11 protein-coding genes and 2 pseudogenes are annotated in these 16,872 nt (G+C 53.4%); 10 read left to right on the forward strand and 3 right to left on the reverse strand.

Going from position 1 to position 16,872, the window contains the following annotated elements; all coding sequences use genetic code 11:
• Positions 1-251: 251 nt before the first annotated feature.
• Positions 252-1,604 (reverse strand): molecular chaperone, encoded by a 1,353-nt coding sequence (gene yegD / locus ACLH1I_RS01900; RefSeq protein ID WP_004201546.1) that lies wholly within the window; start codon positions 1,602-1,604, stop codon positions 252-254.
• A gap of 137 nt (positions 1,605-1,741) precedes the next feature.
• Here yegD and alkA point away from each other — a divergent pair, with 137 nt between their 5' ends.
• From alkA to asmA, 4 genes are all read left to right on the forward strand, one after another.
• Positions 1,742-2,590 carry a DNA-3-methyladenine glycosylase 2 gene (gene alkA / locus ACLH1I_RS01905; protein WP_130942612.1) on the forward strand — a complete coding sequence of 283 codons (849 nt, stop codon included), beginning with the start codon at positions 1,742-1,744 and terminating at the stop codon, positions 2,588-2,590.
• 114 nt (positions 2,591-2,704) lie between these two features.
• The gene (gene udk / locus ACLH1I_RS01910) at positions 2,705-3,346 is read left to right on the forward strand and encodes a uridine kinase (RefSeq protein ID WP_002912442.1); all 642 of its coding nucleotides are present in this window, start codon (positions 2,705-2,707) and stop codon (positions 3,344-3,346) included.
• Positions 3,347-3,436: 90 nt separating this feature from the next.
• Positions 3,437-4,018: a dCTP deaminase gene (gene dcd, locus ACLH1I_RS01915; protein ID WP_004151145.1), complete on the forward strand. Its 582-nt coding sequence runs from the start codon at positions 3,437-3,439 to the stop codon at positions 4,016-4,018.
• A 30-nt stretch (positions 4,019-4,048) separates the two neighbouring features.
• Positions 4,049-5,896, forward strand: coding sequence for an outer membrane assembly protein AsmA (gene asmA, locus ACLH1I_RS01920; protein ID WP_004201544.1), 1,848 nt, complete (start codon positions 4,049-4,051; stop codon positions 5,894-5,896).
• A gap of 417 nt (positions 5,897-6,313) precedes the next feature.
• On the opposite strand, the gene ACLH1I_RS01925 is transcribed toward asmA, so the two are convergent.
• Positions 6,314-7,897: a TerC family protein gene (locus ACLH1I_RS01925; protein WP_117263282.1), complete on the reverse strand. Its 1,584-nt coding sequence runs from the start codon at positions 7,895-7,897 to the stop codon at positions 6,314-6,316.
• Between the two features lie 758 nt (positions 7,898-8,655).
• On the opposite strand from ACLH1I_RS01925, the pseudogene galF reads away from it, so the two are divergent.
• Both galF and ACLH1I_RS01935 read left to right on the forward strand, forming a co-directional pair.
• Positions 8,656-9,629, forward strand: a pseudogene (gene galF / locus ACLH1I_RS01930) (GalU regulator GalF).
• Positions 9,630-9,944: 315 nt separating this feature from the next.
• Entirely contained in the window at positions 9,945-10,574 is a 630-nt protein-coding gene (locus ACLH1I_RS01935) for a phosphatase PAP2 family protein (protein WP_198079967.1), read from the forward strand.
• Between the two features lie 544 nt (positions 10,575-11,118).
• Here ACLH1I_RS01935 and ACLH1I_RS01940 read toward each other — a convergent pair.
• Positions 11,119-11,213, reverse strand: a pseudogene (locus tag ACLH1I_RS01940) (hypothetical protein).
• A gap of 318 nt (positions 11,214-11,531) precedes the next feature.
• Here ACLH1I_RS01940 and ACLH1I_RS01945 point away from each other — a divergent pair.
• The 4 genes from ACLH1I_RS01945 (at position 11,532) to ACLH1I_RS01960 (ending at position 16,869) form a co-directional block, all read left to right on the forward strand.
• The gene (locus tag ACLH1I_RS01945) at positions 11,532-12,965 is read left to right on the forward strand and encodes a capsule assembly Wzi family protein (RefSeq protein WP_198079969.1); all 1,434 of its coding nucleotides are present in this window, start codon (positions 11,532-11,534) and stop codon (positions 12,963-12,965) included.
• 145 nt (positions 12,966-13,110) lie between these two features.
• A complete protein-coding gene (locus ACLH1I_RS01950; protein ID WP_048330978.1) occupies positions 13,111-14,247 on the forward strand; it encodes a polysaccharide export protein in 1,137 nt (378 codons plus the stop codon).
• Between the two features lies 1 nt (position 14,248).
• Positions 14,249-14,686 (forward strand): protein tyrosine phosphatase, encoded by a 438-nt coding sequence (locus ACLH1I_RS01955; protein ID WP_198079971.1) that lies wholly within the window; start codon positions 14,249-14,251, stop codon positions 14,684-14,686.
• 14 nt (positions 14,687-14,700) lie between these two features.
• A complete protein-coding gene (locus ACLH1I_RS01960; protein WP_049093120.1) occupies positions 14,701-16,869 on the forward strand; it encodes a polysaccharide biosynthesis tyrosine autokinase in 2,169 nt (722 codons plus the stop codon).
• Positions 16,870-16,872: the final 3 nt, after the last annotated feature.

The following is a 16,872-nucleotide window of genomic DNA, read 5'->3' on the forward strand; positions in this document are numbered from 1 at the left end:
TGCGGCCGGCAACGCCGGACCGCTGCGAAGATCGCAGATACCCTTTTCAATCACGCCCCCTTGCGGCATGCAAAGATTACTGACCGCAGACGACTGGCTACGGTATGGATAATACGCCCCCGGAAGCTGAGGAAAGTGGACAGGCCTGTCCGGAAGAACAGGCCATTTTGCGTGGGAGACCAGGAATATTCCAGCGTAATCTGCAGCGCCACGATCAGGACAGACCTGCTGCGCGGCAGCGCCGGGGGGGACTAGCGGAAAACCACCTGCGCCCAGCGGGCCAGCCCGGCGGTTACCGAGCCAAAATCATCGCCACCGGCCAGCGGAATACCGGGCAGCCGGGCCGCCAGCGCCTTTTTGATCAGCGGCGAGCGGGCGCTACCGCCGGTAAGATAGATCACATCCGGGGTGGTCTGGCTGCTGTCGAGGGCGAGCTGCACCTGCTCCATAATGCGGGCCAGAGGCTGATCCAGCGCCGCTTCCAGACCCTGCTGAGCGATATCGGTAGCCAGCTCGTCCTGAATAAACGGCAGCGCGGTCTCAACGCGGGCTGCGCTGGAGAGGGCGATTTTGCTCTCTTCGGCGCTGCGCACCAGGCGATAGCTCAGACGCTGACGCCAGACCTTCAGCAGCAGGGCCACCTTATCGGCATCCCGGGCGCTGCGCAGCAGATCGTTCAGCAGTCGGCCATTGGCGGTACTGTAGAAATCGCTCTGCGCCGGGACGTCGTTGATCGCCACCGCATTCCACCACGGGAGGATCGGCAGCGCGGTGCCTTTCTCCGTTTCGCCGCCCATGCCGAGAAGGGGCATCAGGCATTTAAAGGCCAGGGCAATGTCGAGGTCGTTACCGCCGATGCGGCAGCCGCTGTGGCCGAGCAGGCTCTGCTGGCGGTCGGCGCGCTCCCGCCACTGCGGACCCATCAGCAGCAGGGAACAGTCGGTGGTGCCGCCGCCGATATCGACGACCAGCACCCGCTTCTCTTCATTGAGGGTAGCTTCGAAATCCAGGCCGGCGGCCACCGGTTCAAACTGGAAGACCACGTCGCGGAAACCGGCGCGGAGGGCGGCCCGCTCAAGGATCCCCTGCGCCTGGGCGTTGGCGTCGTCGCCGCCAAGGCCCTGGAAGTTAATCGGTCGGCCAATCACCGCCTGGTCAATCTGCTCGGGCAGCTGGCTTTCCGCCTGCAGTTTGATGTGCAGCATCATGGCGCAGACCAGGTCTTCAAACAGGGCCACCTGCTGCGGCTTGAGGCCGCTGGCGCCGAGGAAGGACTTTGGCGATTTAACGAAGTAGACCTCTTGCGGATCTTCAACATATTGATGCAGTGAGGCGAGGCCGAACTGCACGCTGTTGCGCAGCACCTCGATGTCTTCGTCGCGGTTGGCGGCAATCGCCCGGCGCAGCAGCGCCTGGTTTTCGTCGCTGTGGGTGGGCACATCGTGATGGCGATAGAGCCACTCGCTGACCGCTTCGCGCGTCGGCGCGCAGAGCATGGAGGGCAGCAGGGCGCTGCCGTTTTCCAGCGTCAACAGCTGGGGCTTGTTTTCCCGCATCACGGCCACCGAACAGTTGGCGGTGCCGTAGTCAAAACCAATAAACATCGTCTGCAAAATCCCCATGCCGGTGAAGAAGGGGGGCGACTTTAGCGGATCGCCGTCATGGCGACAACCGGAATTTAAAAGCAAGGCGCTGACGGTGAAGGGCGACTATCATTGAAACGCTATATAAAGGAGAGCTTATGGTGCTGTTACCCTGGACCCCGCCTTACGACTGGGCGTGGATGGTTGGTTTTCTGCAGGCGCGTGCGGTCGCTGGCGTTGAGCGTTTTCATGACGGCGGCTACAGCCGCAGCTTTCGCGTAGCAGGCCACGGCGGGCTGATTCATCTGACGCCGGACGAGGAGGCGCAAGGCCTGCGGGTGACGCTCTCCCCGGGGCTGCAGCCGGTGGCTGAGATCTGCTATGCGCGAATTGGCCAGCTGTTCGATCTGGCATGCGACCCGCAGCAGGTCGCTCGCACGCTGGGCGACCTGGCACAGGCGCGACCGGGGCTGCGCCTGCCCGGGGCGCTTGACGCTTTCGAACAGGCGGTGCGCGCGGTGCTCGGCCAGCTGGTGAGCGTGGCGATGGCCGCCCGGCTCACCGCCAAAGTGGCGGCCGGCTGGGGCGAACCGCTGGCGGACGCCCCCGGCTATATCTTATTTCCGACGCCGGAGGCGCTCTCCCGGGCCGATCCGCAGGGGCTGAAGGCGCTGGGGATGCCGCTTCGCCGCGCGGAGGCGCTGATCCACCTCGCCCGGGCGGCGCTCAGCGGCGAGCTGCCCCTGACGGCGCCGGCCGATATCGACGCCGGGCTGCGTCAGCTGCAGACTCTGCCCGGGATTGGCCGCTGGACGGCAAACTACTTTGCCCTGCGCGGCTGGCAGGCGAAGGATATCTTTTTGCCGGACGACTACCTGATTAAACAGCGCTTTCCGGGAATGACGCCAGCCGCCATCGCCCGCTATGCCCGCCGCTGGCAGCCGATGCGATCTTATGCGCTGTTGCATATCTGGTATACCGATGACTGGGCGCCGGCGGCGGAATAGCCGTCCGGGGCGCATACCACTGGTATCGGGACGCTGAAATCCCTATAATTGCCGCGTTTGGCGGTCCGCCGCCACCCTCCATCTCTATCCAGGTTAATCAGGTCGCAAAAATTTATGACTGATATGTCCCATCAGTGCGTCATTGTAGGTATCGCCGGCGCATCGGCTTCTGGCAAAAGTCTTATTGCCAGTACTCTCTATCGCGAATTGCGTGAACAAGTTGGCGACGAACATATTGGCGTCATTCCGGAAGACAGCTATTACAAAGATCAAAGTCATCTGTCGATGGAAGAGCGCGTCAAAACCAACTATGACCACCCGAGCTCAATGGACCACAGTCTGTTGTTCCAGCACCTGCAGATGCTGAAAAGCGGCCAGCCGATTGAACTGCCGGTCTACAGCTACGTCGAGCATACCCGCACGCCGAACACCATTCACGTCGAGCCGAAGAAGGTGATTATTCTTGAAGGGATCCTGCTGCTGACCGACGCGCGTCTGCGTAACGAGCTCAACTTCTCTATTTTCGTCGACACCCCGCTCGATATTTGCCTGATGCGCCGCATTAAGCGCGACGTAAACGAGCGCGGCCGCTCCATGGACTCGGTGATGGCCCAGTATCAGAAAACCGTGCGCCCGATGTTCCTGCAGTTTATTGAGCCGTCGAAGCAGTATGCCGACATCATCGTGCCGCGCGGCGGCAAAAACCGCATCGCGATTGATATTCTGAAGGCCAAAATCAGTCAGTTCTTTGAATAACCTGGCCGAATTGTGTAACGTGCAAAGAGTAGCCCTGTTGCCCTCTCCGCCGCGAAGCGTGCGGGAAGCAGCCTTATAAGGAGAAAGCCCATGCGTCTGTGTGACCGAGATATTGAAGCCTGGTTGGATGAAGGGCGACTGGCCATCAATCCGCGCCCGCCCGTTGAGCGTATTAATGGCGCGACGGTTGATGTACGGCTGGGTAATAAATTCCGCACCTTCCGCGGCCACACGGCGCCGTTTATCGATTTAAGCGGTCCGAAGGCCGAGGTCAGCGCCGCGCTGGACCGCGTGATGAGCGAAGAGATTGTCCTGCCGGAAGGGGAGGCCTTTTTCCTGCATCCGGGCGAACTGGCGCTGGCGGTGACCTATGAGTCAGTCACCCTGCCTGCCGATCTGGTGGGCTGGCTCGACGGACGCTCCTCACTGGCGCGGCTGGGGCTGATGGTGCACGTTACCGCGCACCGCATCGACCCGGGCTGGTCCGGCTGCATCGTGCTTGAGTTCTACAACTCCGGCAAACTGCCGCTGGCGCTGCGCCCGGGGATGCCCATCGGCGCGCTGAGCTTTGAACCCTTATCGGGCCCGGCGGCGCGGCCATATAATCGCCGTGAAGACGCCAAATATCGCGACCAACAGGGCGCGGTGGCGAGCCGAATCGACAAGGATTGATAACGTCAACGGGGTGTTGCTGAGGGTGCCATGAGACGAATACTGACAACGCTGATGATCCTGCTGGCGGTCATTGTCGCCGGGCTTACCTCGTTGGTATTGCTGGTCAATCCCAACGATTTTCGCGCCTATATGGTGCATCAGGTGGCAGAGCGCAGCGGTTATCAGCTTGAACTCGATGGCCCGTTGCGCTGGCACGTCTGGCCGCAGCTCAGCATTCTCAGCGGACGCATGACGCTGACCGCCCGAGGCGCCGAAGAGCCGGTGATCCGCGCCGACAACATGCGCCTCGACGTGGCGCTGCTGCCGCTGCTTTCGCACCAGCTGCAGGTGAAGCAGGTGATGCTCAAGGGGGCGGTGATCCAGCTGACCCCGAAAACCGAGGCGGTTCGCGACAGCGCCGCGCCGGTGGTGCCGCATGACAACACCCTGCCGCTGGCTCCGGAGGACCGCGGATGGTCCTACGACGTGCGCCAGCTGCAGGTGGCCGACAGCGTGCTCTTCTTCCAGCATGAGAACGGCGAGCAGGTGACCGTGCGCGACATCCGCCTGCAGATGGAGCAGGATGAGAACCACCGGGCCACCGTCGATTTCTCCGGCCGCGTCAACCGCGACCAGCGCGACCTGGCGCTGAGCTTCTCCGCCACCGTGCAGGGTGGCGACTATCCGCACTCGTTAAAAGCCGACTTTAGCCAGCTCAGCTGGCAGCTGCGCGGCGCCGAGCTGCCCCCCGACGGCATCAATGGTCAGGGGAGTCTGCAGGCCAGCTGGCAGGAAGATAGCAAAACCCTGCGCTTTGATAATCTGAACCTGATGGCCAGCGGCAGCACCCTCACCGGCAACGGCAGCGTGGTGCTGGGAGACCGCCCGGACTGGTCATTGGATCTGCACGCCACCACCCTGAATCTTGACAGTCTGCTGGCGTCCTCTTCGCCGGCGACCGACAGCAGCGCCAGCCAGCAGGGCCAGAGCCAGACGCGCCCGCTGCGTCCGGTGATCGCCGACAGCGATGAGCGCGAAGATTACCAGAGCCTGCGCGGCTTTAACGGCCGGATGGCCCTGAGCGCCGACCAGCTGCAGTGGCGCGGCCTGAACTTCACCCAGGTGCAGAGCGAAATCAGCAATCAGCAGGGGCTGCTGACGGTCAGCAAAATGCAGGGCAACCTCGACGGCGGCCAGCTCTCCCTCCCCGGGACCCTTGATGCCCGCGGCGACACGCCGCAGGCGACGTTCCAGCCGGCGCTGCAGAACGTGGAGATTGGTTCGCTGATCAAAGCCTTCAACTATTCATTAAGCCTGACCGGCAAGCTGTCACTGACCGGCGAGTTTTCCGGAACGCGCATTGACGCGGATGATTTCCGCCGTCACTGGCAGGGCCAGGCGCAGCTCCAGATGACCGATACCCGAACCGAAGGACTTAACTTCCAGCAGCTGGTGCAACAGGCCGTGGAGCGCAGCACCAACGTGCGGGCGCAGGAAAACTATGACAATGCCACCCGCCTGGATGCCGTGAGCAGCCAGCTCACGCTGGATAACGGGCTGGTGACGCTGAACCGCCTGCAGGGGCAGTCCGATGTGATGGCGATGACCGGCGAAGGTCAGCTCGATCTGCAGAAAGAGAACTGCGATATGCGCTTTAACGTGCGCGTGCTCGGCGGCTGGAAAGGCGAGGGCAAACTTATCGACCGCCTGAAACAGACCGCTATCCCGCTGCGCATCTATGGCGACTGGCAGTCGCTGAGCTACAGCCTGCAGGTCGACCAGATCCTGCGCAAACAGCTGCAGGATGAAGCGAAGCAGCGCCTCAACGACTGGGTCGAACGTAATAAAGGCAGCAAAGAGAGCAAAGACGCCAAAAAGCTGCTCGATAAGCTGTAATCGTCCAGACCAGCAGCCCGGGACTACCGGGCTGTGAGCATGTCGTCAAAGTAGGATGTCACGTGGATGCCGGGCGGCGGCTACGCCTGACTAGGCCTGGGTTGTGCGGCAGGGGGTAATTCCCCGGTTTGTGTCGCCATTCCGTAGGCCTGATAAGCGAAGCGCCATCAGGCAGTGTGGCGGCTGTAGAGCATCAATTCCCCGTGATGAGAGAATATCGTCAAAGTGTGATGTCACCTTAATGCCGGGCGGCGGCTACGCCTGACGCGGCCTGGGTTGTGCGTCAGGGGGTAATTCCCCGGTTTGTGTCGCCATTCCTTAGGCCTGATAAGCGAAGCGCCATCAGGCAATAAACAGGGTCCCTGGCTATCAATTTTACGGCCCGGGATACCCCGGGCCGTTATTTATCCCTTAGGATTACACCTCATAATCCAGCTCATCCTGCTTTACCGGCGGGACGATCTGCACCTTTTGCACCCGATGGCTGTCGACCTGCAGCGTGCGCAGGGTATAACCGTCAATCTCAATGGTTTCCCCCACCTGCGGCACATGCTGCAGATACTCCATCAGCAGACCGGCAACGGTGTGGTACTCACGTTTATCATCCAGTGGCAGCGGAACGTACTGCACCAGATCCTCCAGCGGCATATGGCCGTTAACTGTCCACGAACCGTCCTGATGATGCTGAATATCATGTCGGGCGTCGATCTCCTCCACCTCGTTGGGCAGATTGCCGGCGATAGTCTCCATCACGTCGCTCAGGGTCACAATCCCCTCGACGGAGCCAAACTCGTCCACCACAAAGGCAAAGTGGGTGCGGGCCTGACGGAACTGCTCGAGCGCGGAGAGGAGCGGCAGCCCCTCCGGAAAGACCAGCGGTTGGCGCACCAGCGCCTGCAGATCCAGCGGCTCCTGGCGCAGGGACTGCTGGAGCAGGTCGATAACATGCACCACTCCCAGCAGGTCTTCATTATCTTTCCCGCCGGTCACCACCAGGCGGGTATGCTGATTTTTTTCCACCAGGCTGCGGATCTCTTCCTCCGGCGCACTGAGGTTGATGCGCTCGATATCATGGCGCGACGTCATAATACTGCTGACGCTGCGCTGATTCAGGTTCAGCACCCGCTCAATCATCAACCGTTCCTGCGGATTAAACAGTGGATGATGATCCTGATCGGCGACTAGTGACGCTGTGTCAGCATCCAGTTCAGCTTTTTCTTTCTGACCGCTCAGCAGGCTCATCACCGCCTCGGTGGTGCGCTGACGCAGCGTCATATTGGCGGAAAGAAAGCGACGGCGGTTAAACAGCGCCAGCTGGTTAAGGGCTTCAATCATCACCGAGAAGCCAATTGCCGCGTACAGATAGCCTTTCGGAATAATAAAGCTGAAGCCTTCAGCAATCAGGCTGAAGCCGATCATCAGCAGGAAGCTAAGACAGAGGATCACGATGGTCGGATGGCTGTTAACAAAGCGCGTCAGCGCCTTGCTGGCCATCAGCATCAGGCTGATAGCGATGATCACCGCGGCCATCATCACCGCCAGGTGGTCGACCATGCCGACGGCGGTGATCACCGAGTCGAGCGAAAAGATGGCGTCGAGCACCACGATCTGCGCAACCACGGCCCAGAATTTCGCCCCTTTGCGCTGGGTGGGGTTATCGCTGTCTTTCCCTTCCAGCCGCTCATTAAGCTCGACGGTCGCTTTGAACAGCAGGAATAAGCCGCCAAACAGCATGATTAAATCGCGGGCGCTAAAGCTGAAGTCGCGAAAAGCAATTAACGGTTTGGTCAGGGTGACCAGCCAGGAGATAGAGGCCAGCAGCAGGAGACGCATGACCATCGCCAGCATCAGACCAGTGATCCGCGCGCGGTCGCGCTGGGCGGGCGGGAGCTTTTCGGCGAGGATAGCGATAAAGACCAGGTTATCGATGCCCAACACCAGTTCGATAACCACCAGCGTGACGAGACCTGCCCAGATTGACGGATCGGCAATCCATTCCATATGTATTAAAACCTGTACGACTGCGGTATGTGCTACCACGATCATGGATAAGATGAGTCTAAAATGCAATAACGACGCGGATATCGCCCTACCATGGATGGATATATTTCCAGCACATAAAGCGAACCGATAAGAATTATGTTCCGGTAAAGAACAGTGAAAAAATAACACCATGGCGACTGCTCTGGAATAAGCGAGCCGGTATCAGAACTTTTTCGGCTGCGTATCAGCGAGGGCGGTAAAAGGGCTTCATCCCACGGTTCGTCACGACGAGCATTGATGCGCACAGGAGAAGCGAAGCGCGAAGCCCGCTCACAAAACCGGCAAAATTCATATTATGAAGTGAGCGCAGAATAGGGCAGATCGCAGTTCATAGACGCGGAATTGCGGTAATATGTCACCATATCTGGCTGTTTATGCTGAAATATATTGTCTGGCAAAATTTATTATCTATATCTATTCTTTGCGGGCACAGGCGCGGCGTGGCGGGCACGGCGCCCCGGAAAGCCCGCCTGGCGCGCCTCTCCGCCACATGGCGCCGTGCATGAAACGAGCCGCTGAATAACCTGAACGAAAATAAGATTATTCTCAGCTCTAACTGTTGGTAAATGGAAGTTGTGTGTATTCTTTTAGGTGACAGTGAATTTAAGAATTTGGCGGGCAGATGCCCGGGCAGTATCCGTGTATTATCAGTTTCAATGGATTTGTGACATGTACAATTTTGCATAACTGCGTGTTTTGCAACCAAACAGGTGAAGATGAATATGGCGAATTTGAAAGCGGTTATTCCGGTCGCAGGACTAGGCATGCATATGCTGCCGGCCACAAAGGCAATTCCAAAGGAGATGCTGCCGATCGTTGATAAGCCAATGATTCAGTACATCGTTGATGAAATCGTCGCCGCCGGGATCAAAGAGATTGTCCTGGTGACGCACTCCTCGAAGAACGCGGTGGAAAACCACTTCGACACCTCCTACGAGCTGGAAGCCCTGCTTGAGCAGCGCGTGAAGCGCCAGCTGCTGGCGGAAGTCCAGGCCATTTGCCCGCCGGGCGTAACTATCATGAACGTGCGCCAGGCACAGCCGCTGGGTCTGGGCCACTCCATCCTCTGCGCCCGCCCGGTCGTCGGGGATAATCCGTTTGTCGTGGTGCTGCCGGATATCATCCTCGACGGCGGCACTGCGGACCCGCTGCGCTATAACCTCGCCGCCATGGTCGCCCGCTTTAACGAGACCGGCCGCAGCCAGGTGCTGGCGAAACGCATGCCGGGGGATCTCTCCGAATATTCCGTGATTCAGACCAAAGAGCCGATGGTGGCGGAAGGGCAGGTAGCGCGTATCGTCGAGTTTATTGAAAAACCGGACGAGCCGCAGACCCTTGACTCCGACCTGATGGCGGTGGGCCGCTATGTGCTGTCGGCGGATATCTGGGCCGAACTGGAGCGTACCGAACCGGGTGCCTGGGGCCGTATCCAGCTGACCGACGCCATTGCCGAACTGGCGAAAAAGCAGTCCGTTGACGCGATGCTGATGACCGGCGAAAGCTATGACTGCGGTAAGAAAATGGGCTACATGCAGGCCTTCGTCACCTACGGAATGCGTAACCTGAAAGAAGGCGCCAAATTCCGCGAAAGCATCAAAAAACTGCTGGCCTGACCGCTGGCGTAAAGATGAGCGGCAGGGCAGAACCTTTCGCCACGCCGCTCATAACGTTATGCAGAAATTATTCATAACGTGAATGTTATAACGATTGTAAAGAAACGTATGGCTTCGGAGACTTCTGGTAGTTTGTCTCTGGCCTCTGTGGTGCAATGGTCGGAGTAGCGGCAATAATGCTTTGCGAATAGTCACTTAGTGCGACAATTCCTAAAGTGCAGGGTAAGCGGTCAACGTCAGCCAAAAATAAAACTTGACTGCGATCATGTTTCCGCTTTAAACATCTCACTTGCATGCATAAAAATGTGAAATGAATTGGCATGCGAGCTGGTACAGACATTACGGATAATCCCTGAGCACGGCAGTGGACATCATCGAAGGATCACAGGTATATGAACTGGCAACTCATCTCATTTTTTGGCGATAGCACCGTTTTGCTGCCCAGCGCAGCGGCGCTGTTTATTGTCCTGATGCTGCGTAAAACGTCGCGGTTGCTGGCGTGGCAGTGGAGTTTGCTGTTCGGCATCACCGGCGCTATCGTCTGCGCCTCCAAACTGGCCTTTATGGGCTGGGGTCTGGGCATTCGTGAGCTGGATTACACCGGCTTCAGTGGCCACTCCGCGCTCTCCGCGGCCTTCTGGCCTATCTTCCTGTGGCTGCTCAGCGCTCGTTTTTCGGCGGGTGTGCAAAAAGCAGCGGTCGCCGCCGGCTATATTCTCGCCGCTGTGGTGGGGTATTCACGGCTGGTCATCCATGCGCATTCCGACTCGGAAGTGATCGCTGGCCTGCTGCTCGGCGCTGCCGGCAGCGCATTATTCCTGCGGCTGCAAAAACGTACCACCCATTCGGAAAGCGTGAGTATTTCCTGGGGCGGCGTCGCGTGCCTGGTGATGGTCCCCCTTATCCTGTTGCATAGCGGCAATAAAGCGCCGACTCAGTCCCTGCTTGGGGAAATCGCCACTGCAATTGGGCCGCTGGATAAACCCTTTACTCGAACTGATCTACATAAGCAGGTCTGGTAATCGCCATTTGTTTTACAGGGGAAATTAAGTTTTCGCAGGTTAATTAGACAAATAAGAAAATAATCTACTATATGCCAGGCGATTGATAATTCATATTTATGAAATAATGAAGTGCTACTACATTGCTATTGCATATTTGCCTGGATATTGCGGGGATGAGACGTTTCTTAAATGCACTGAGAAAGGACCTGAAGCACGTCTGCTGAATATTCTGATACCAGGAAACTATTAGAAATTGTAGTTGACTTAGACGCCATCATCTGATTTTTGAATGACGCGGCCTTTTCATAAAATATGTTGTTTTACAGATGGTTAGTCTCATGCTTGATAGGGTGGCAACAACGCTTCACTGTATGGCCGATTAGCTTAGTGAATAATCTTAAGCGTTGACCCGCTTATTTTCGCCAATAAAAGGGCAAGCGGCATTAATTGGCAGATATTCGGCAGCAAGACTCCCAATTGTGACCGAAATCCCGTAGACTTAACGCCGCAAAAAATAAAGGCCTGACCAATTATTCACCCAAAGGCCGATTAAATAAGCCGTTCAGGTAGTCAGTGCGCTGGTAGCTGTTAAGCCAGGGGCGGTAGCGTCGCTGAAATCGCCTGCTGCAACACAAAACACCTTCTTTGAACGGCTATAAAAATCGACACTCTCTGGGTGATTAACGCGATGAGATATCTATGATGCTTATCAGATATCCTCAAAAAGGGTCAGGAGCGGCTGCTGATAGCACCTTTAAACCAACTTTCCCGTCTCATCGATAGCCTGTAGGGTAAAATTCGCCTACATTGTGAGCTGGGTGGAAGTTATAAGGCTTACAAGCAGCTTAGGGTAACTGTACTTGCCTCGCCGGTGTTGCACAGTGAAGTCAGCTGGTGCCGCGAGCGCTTTCTATCTTGGTATTCCCCTCATTCTCATTGAGATACGACAGCGGGGCTGAAAATGGATCTTGTACAATGATAAAAATTGCGCGCATTGCCGTGACGCTGGGCTTGCTTTCCTCACTGGGAGTCCAGGCTTACGCGGCCGGGTTAGTAGCAAATGATAACGATCTGCGTAACGACCTGGCCTGGCTTTCCGATCGCGGGGTCATCCATCTGAGCCTGTCGACCTGGCCGCTGAGCCAGGAAGAGATTGCCCGGGCGTTAAAAAAGGCCAAACCGTCCTATTCTTCTGAACAAGTGGTGCTGGCCCGTATCAACCAGCGACTGTCTGCCCTAAAAGCGGATTTCCGCGTCACCGGCTACACTTCAACCGATCAGCCGGGCACCCCACAGGGTTTTGGCCAGACGCAGCCGGCAGATAACTCGTTAGGCCTGGCGTTTAACAACAGCGGCGAATGGTGGGATGTCCACCTTCAGGGGAACGTCGAAGGGGGGGAGCGGATCAGTAACGGATCGCGTTTCAACGCCAACGGCGCCTACGGCGCGGTGAAATTCTGGAACCAGTGGCTCTCCTTTGGTCAGGTTCAGCAGTGGTGGGGGCCGGGCTATGAAGGCAGCCTGATCCGCGGGGATGCCATGCGGCCGATGACCGGCTTTCTGATGCAGCGAGCCGAGCAGGCGGCGCCGGAAACCTGGTGGCTGCGCTGGGTAGGCCCGTGGCAGTATCAGATCTCTGCTAGTCAGATGAATCAGTACACCGCTGTGCCACACACTAAAATTATCGGTGGCCGCTTTACCTTCACGCCGTTTCAATCACTGGAATTAGGCGCATCACGCATTATGCAGTGGGGTGGGGAAGGGCGACCGCAATCATTTAGCAGCTTCTGGGATGGCTTTACAGGGAAAGACAATACCGGAACGGATAACGAACCGGGGAACCAACTGGCCGGCTTTGACTTTAAGTTTAAACTCGAGCCGACGCTTGGCTGGCCGGTCAGTTTCTACGGACAGATGATCGGTGAGGATGAATCTGGTTACCTGCCTTCAGCAAATATGTTCCTCGGCGGGATTGAAGGGCACCACGGCTGGGGTAAGGATGCGGTTAACTGGTACCTGGAAGCGCATGATACGCGCACCAATATGAGCCGGACCAATTACAGTTATACGCATCATATCTATAAGGATGGCTACTACCAGCAGGGTTATCCTCTGGGTGACGCAATGGGCGGGGATGGTCAACTCGTTGCCGGTAAGGTTGAGCTTATTACGGAGGATAACCAGCGCTGGAGTACACGCCTGGTTTACGCCAAAGTTAACCCGGAGAATCAGTCGATCAACAAAGCATTCCCTCATGCTGATACCTTGAAGGGGGTCCAGCTGGGTTGGAGCGGAGATGTTTATCAGTCGGTCCGTCTGAATACCTCACTGTGGTACACCAACGCTAACAATAGCGACAGCGATGACGTTGGGGCTAGCGCAGGGATAGAAATACCGTTTAGTTTATAAGGCTGAATGCTGAAAACAGGGGAGAGAGGGTGGTAGCGCTGCAGGACGCAGTCAGCTTTTATCTCTCCACAAGCCGGCAGGGAAGCAACGGCGATGACAGCTGCTCAGGAATTGGCAAATTGTGATTTACTGATAATGTGACATTATGAAGAAAAAAATTGTTAGATTTTCGGCATTAGCGTTGGCGATTGGGTTTTTATCGGGTTGTACCATTATCCCTGGTCAGGGATTAAACAGTCTGCGTAAGAACGTGGTTGAGCTTCCGGATAGCGACTACGATCTGGATAAACTGGTGAACGTGTATCCAATGACTCCAGGACTTATCGATCAGCTTCGACCGGAAACCGTTTTGGCTCGTCCAAATCCGCAACTGGATAATTTACTGCGTAGTTATGAATATCGCATTGGTGTGGGCGATGTATTGATGGTTACGGTATGGGATCACCCGGAGCTGACAACGCCTGCAGGTCAATACCGTAGCGCCAGCGACACCGGCAACTGGGTCAATTCCGACGGCACTATTTTCTATCCTTATATCGGTAAGGTGCAGGTAGCGGGCAAGACGCTTAGCCAGGTACGCCAGGATATAGCCAGCCGATTGACTACTTATATTGAAAGCCCACAGGTTGATGTTAGCGTTGCTGCGTTTCGCTCTCAAAAGGTTTACGTGACAGGCGAAGTGACAAAATCAGGCCAGCAACCTATTACCAATATTCCTTTAACGGTTATGGATGCAATAAATGCCGCTGGTGGGCTGGCACCAGACGCAGATTGGCGTAATGTTGTGCTGACTCATAATGGTAAAGATACAAAAGTATCACTTTATGCATTAATGCAAAAAGGGGATTTAACACAAAATCACATGTTATATCCTGGAGATATTCTCTTTGTACCAAGGAATGACGATCTTAAAGTGTTTGTCATGGGAGAGGTTGGCAAGCAGAGTACATTGAAGATGGATCGTAGTGGAATGACATTAGCAGAGGCAATCGGGAATGCGGAAGGCATGTCTCAAGCTTACAGTGATGCCACGGGAGTCTTCGTTATTCGCCAACTGAAGGGTGATAAACAAGGTAAAATTGCTAATATCTATCAGTTGAACGCGCAAGATGCCTCCGCGATGGTTCTTGGTACAGAATTTGAATTACAACCTTATGATATCGTCTATGTCACATCGGCTCCATTAGTACGTTGGAATCGTGTAATTTCCCAACTTGTACCTACCATTACTGGAGTACATGATATGACAGAAACTGTAAGATATATTAGGACCTGGCCATAAAATGTTTGAATCAATTTTAGTTATTTGTACGGGCAATATTTGTCGTTCTCCAATAGGAGAACGGCTTTTACGAAAATTGCTTCCCTCAAAGGTGATTAATTCGGCTGGTACGAATGCAATGGTTGGTTATGGCGCCGATTTGAATGCTTGTAAAATCGCATCATTGCATAATCTTTCGCTCGAAAATCATGTAGCGAAACAATACTCAGCGTCCATGGGGCGCAAGTACGATCTTATATTAGTAATGGAAAAGGCCCATATAGAGCAAATCGGGCGTATGTCACCCGAAGCCAGAGGGAAAACAATGCTTTATGGTCACTGGTGCAACCAGCGAGATATCCCAGATCCATATAGGAAAAGTGAAGAAGCATTTGCATCAGTATATAATTTAATAGAATTGGCCGGTGAGCGGTGGGCTGAAAAACTAGGCGCAAAATAATCAGGAATATTTTAATGTCACCAGTTATTAATAAACAAGCATCTCAGGAATCTGATGAAATCGATTTTGGTCGCTTAATCGGTGAATTGATTGACCATCGCAAATTGATAATTTCAGTAACGTCTCTATTTACCGTTATTGCATTGATTTATTCCATTTTTTCAACACCAGTGTATCAGGCGGATGCGTTGATTCAAGTGGAGCAAAAACAGGGTAATAGCATTTTAAACAATCTTAGCCAAATACTTCCGGATAGTCAGCCGCAGTCTGCACCTGAAATAGCGTTATTACAATCAAGGATGATTTTGGGGAAAACGGTAGATGATCTAAACTTACAGGCAGTTATTAAGCAAGATTACTTCCCTGTTTTTGGTAGGGGATTGGCTAGGTTGCTAGGGGACAAACCAGGCAATTTAACTGTCGGGCGGTTATATATAACAGGTAGCCATGATGAAATCCCGAAAATTATAATAACAACTAATGATAAGAATAGCTATACGGTAGAATATAATGATGAAAAGTTCAATGCTAGCATTGGAAAGTTAGTAAATAAAAATGATGTCACAATTAAAATTGATAAAATAGACGCTGAGCCAGGTACTAGCTTTACTGTATATTATACTTCTAAATTGGATGCAATAAGTGCGTTACAGAAGAAATTCAATATTTCAGAACAAGGCAAAGATACGGGTATTTTAAACTTAACTCTTACAGGAGAAAATCCGAAACAAATTAAAGAAATCATCAATAGTATTAGTGAGAATTACCTTGCACAAAATATCGCAAGGCAAGCAGCGCAAGATGCAAAGAGTTTAGCATTCTTGAATGAGCAATTACCAATTGTTAGAAGTGATTTAGATAACGCTGAAAGCAAACTTAATCAGTATCGGAGGCAGAATGATTCGGTTGATTTATCCTTAGAAGCCAAATCTGTACTTGACCAAATAGTAAATGTAGATAACCAATTAAATCAACTAACTTTTAGAGAATCAGAAATATCACAACTTTATACCAAAGAACATCCTACTTATAAGGCCTTACTTGAAAAAAGAAAAACCTTACAAGATGAAAAGTTAAAGCTTAATAAAAAAGTGTCAGCCATGCCGGCAACACAACAGGAAATATTACGTCTAAATCGTGATGTCGAATCTGGGCGTGCTGTCTTCATGATGTTACTTAACAGGCAGCAAGAACTGAATATAGCGAAATCAAGTGCAATTGGTAATGTTAGAATTATTGATAATGCAGTAACACAACCTGAACCCGTAAAACCGAAAAAAATTCTGGTTGTCATAGTCGGTTTTGTTCTTGGCTTACTGATATCAATTGGTGTTGTCTTATTACGTGTATTTTTGCGAAGAGGAATAGAAACCCCTGAGCAACTCGAAGAGTTGGGTATAAATGTTTATGCAAGCATTCCTATTTCTGAGTTACTTACCCAGAAAGCTACTAAATTAGAGGGTTTGAGAAAGAAAGAACAATCAGAACCTCAAACTTTTCTTGCGATTGAAAATCCTGCTGATATTGCAATTGAAGCGATTAGAGGATTACGCACAAGCCTGCACTTTGCAATGATGGAGGCTAGAAACAATATTTTAATGATATCAGGTGCAAGCCCTAATGCAGGTAAGACTTTTGTAAGTTCAAACTTATCAGCAGTAATAGCACAAACTGGAAAATCTGTTCTATATATTGATACAGATATGAGGAAAGGATATGCGCATAAGCTCTTTGAGTTAGATAACAATAACGGCCTTTCTGAAATATTGTCAGGGAAAGTTGAAGTATCCCAAGCAGTGAAAAAAGTACATAGCGCTGGTTTCGATTTCATTTCTCGTGGACAGGTTCCACCTAACCCGGCCGAATTACTTATGCACAGACGTTTTGGAGAGCTTTTAGCTTGGGCAGAAAAAATTTATGATATTGTGATTCTTGATACTCCACCTATTTTGGCTGTCACTGATCCGGCAATTATTGGGCATTATGCAGGTACAACCTTGCTTGTCGCAAGGTTTGAAAAAAACACAGCCAAAGAAATTGAAATTAGTGCGAAACGTTTTGAAAATAGTGGTGTAATAGTAAAAGGTTGCATCTTAAACGGCGTGGTGAAGAAAGCTAGTAGTTATTATGGTTATGGCTATAATAATTATGGTTACTCATATAATGACAAGGATAAGCACTAATTG

The organism is Klebsiella sp. 1SOBk10mer, from assembly GCF_046602535.1.
GTDB lineage: Bacteria > Pseudomonadota > Gammaproteobacteria > Enterobacterales > Enterobacteriaceae > Klebsiella > Klebsiella quasipneumoniae.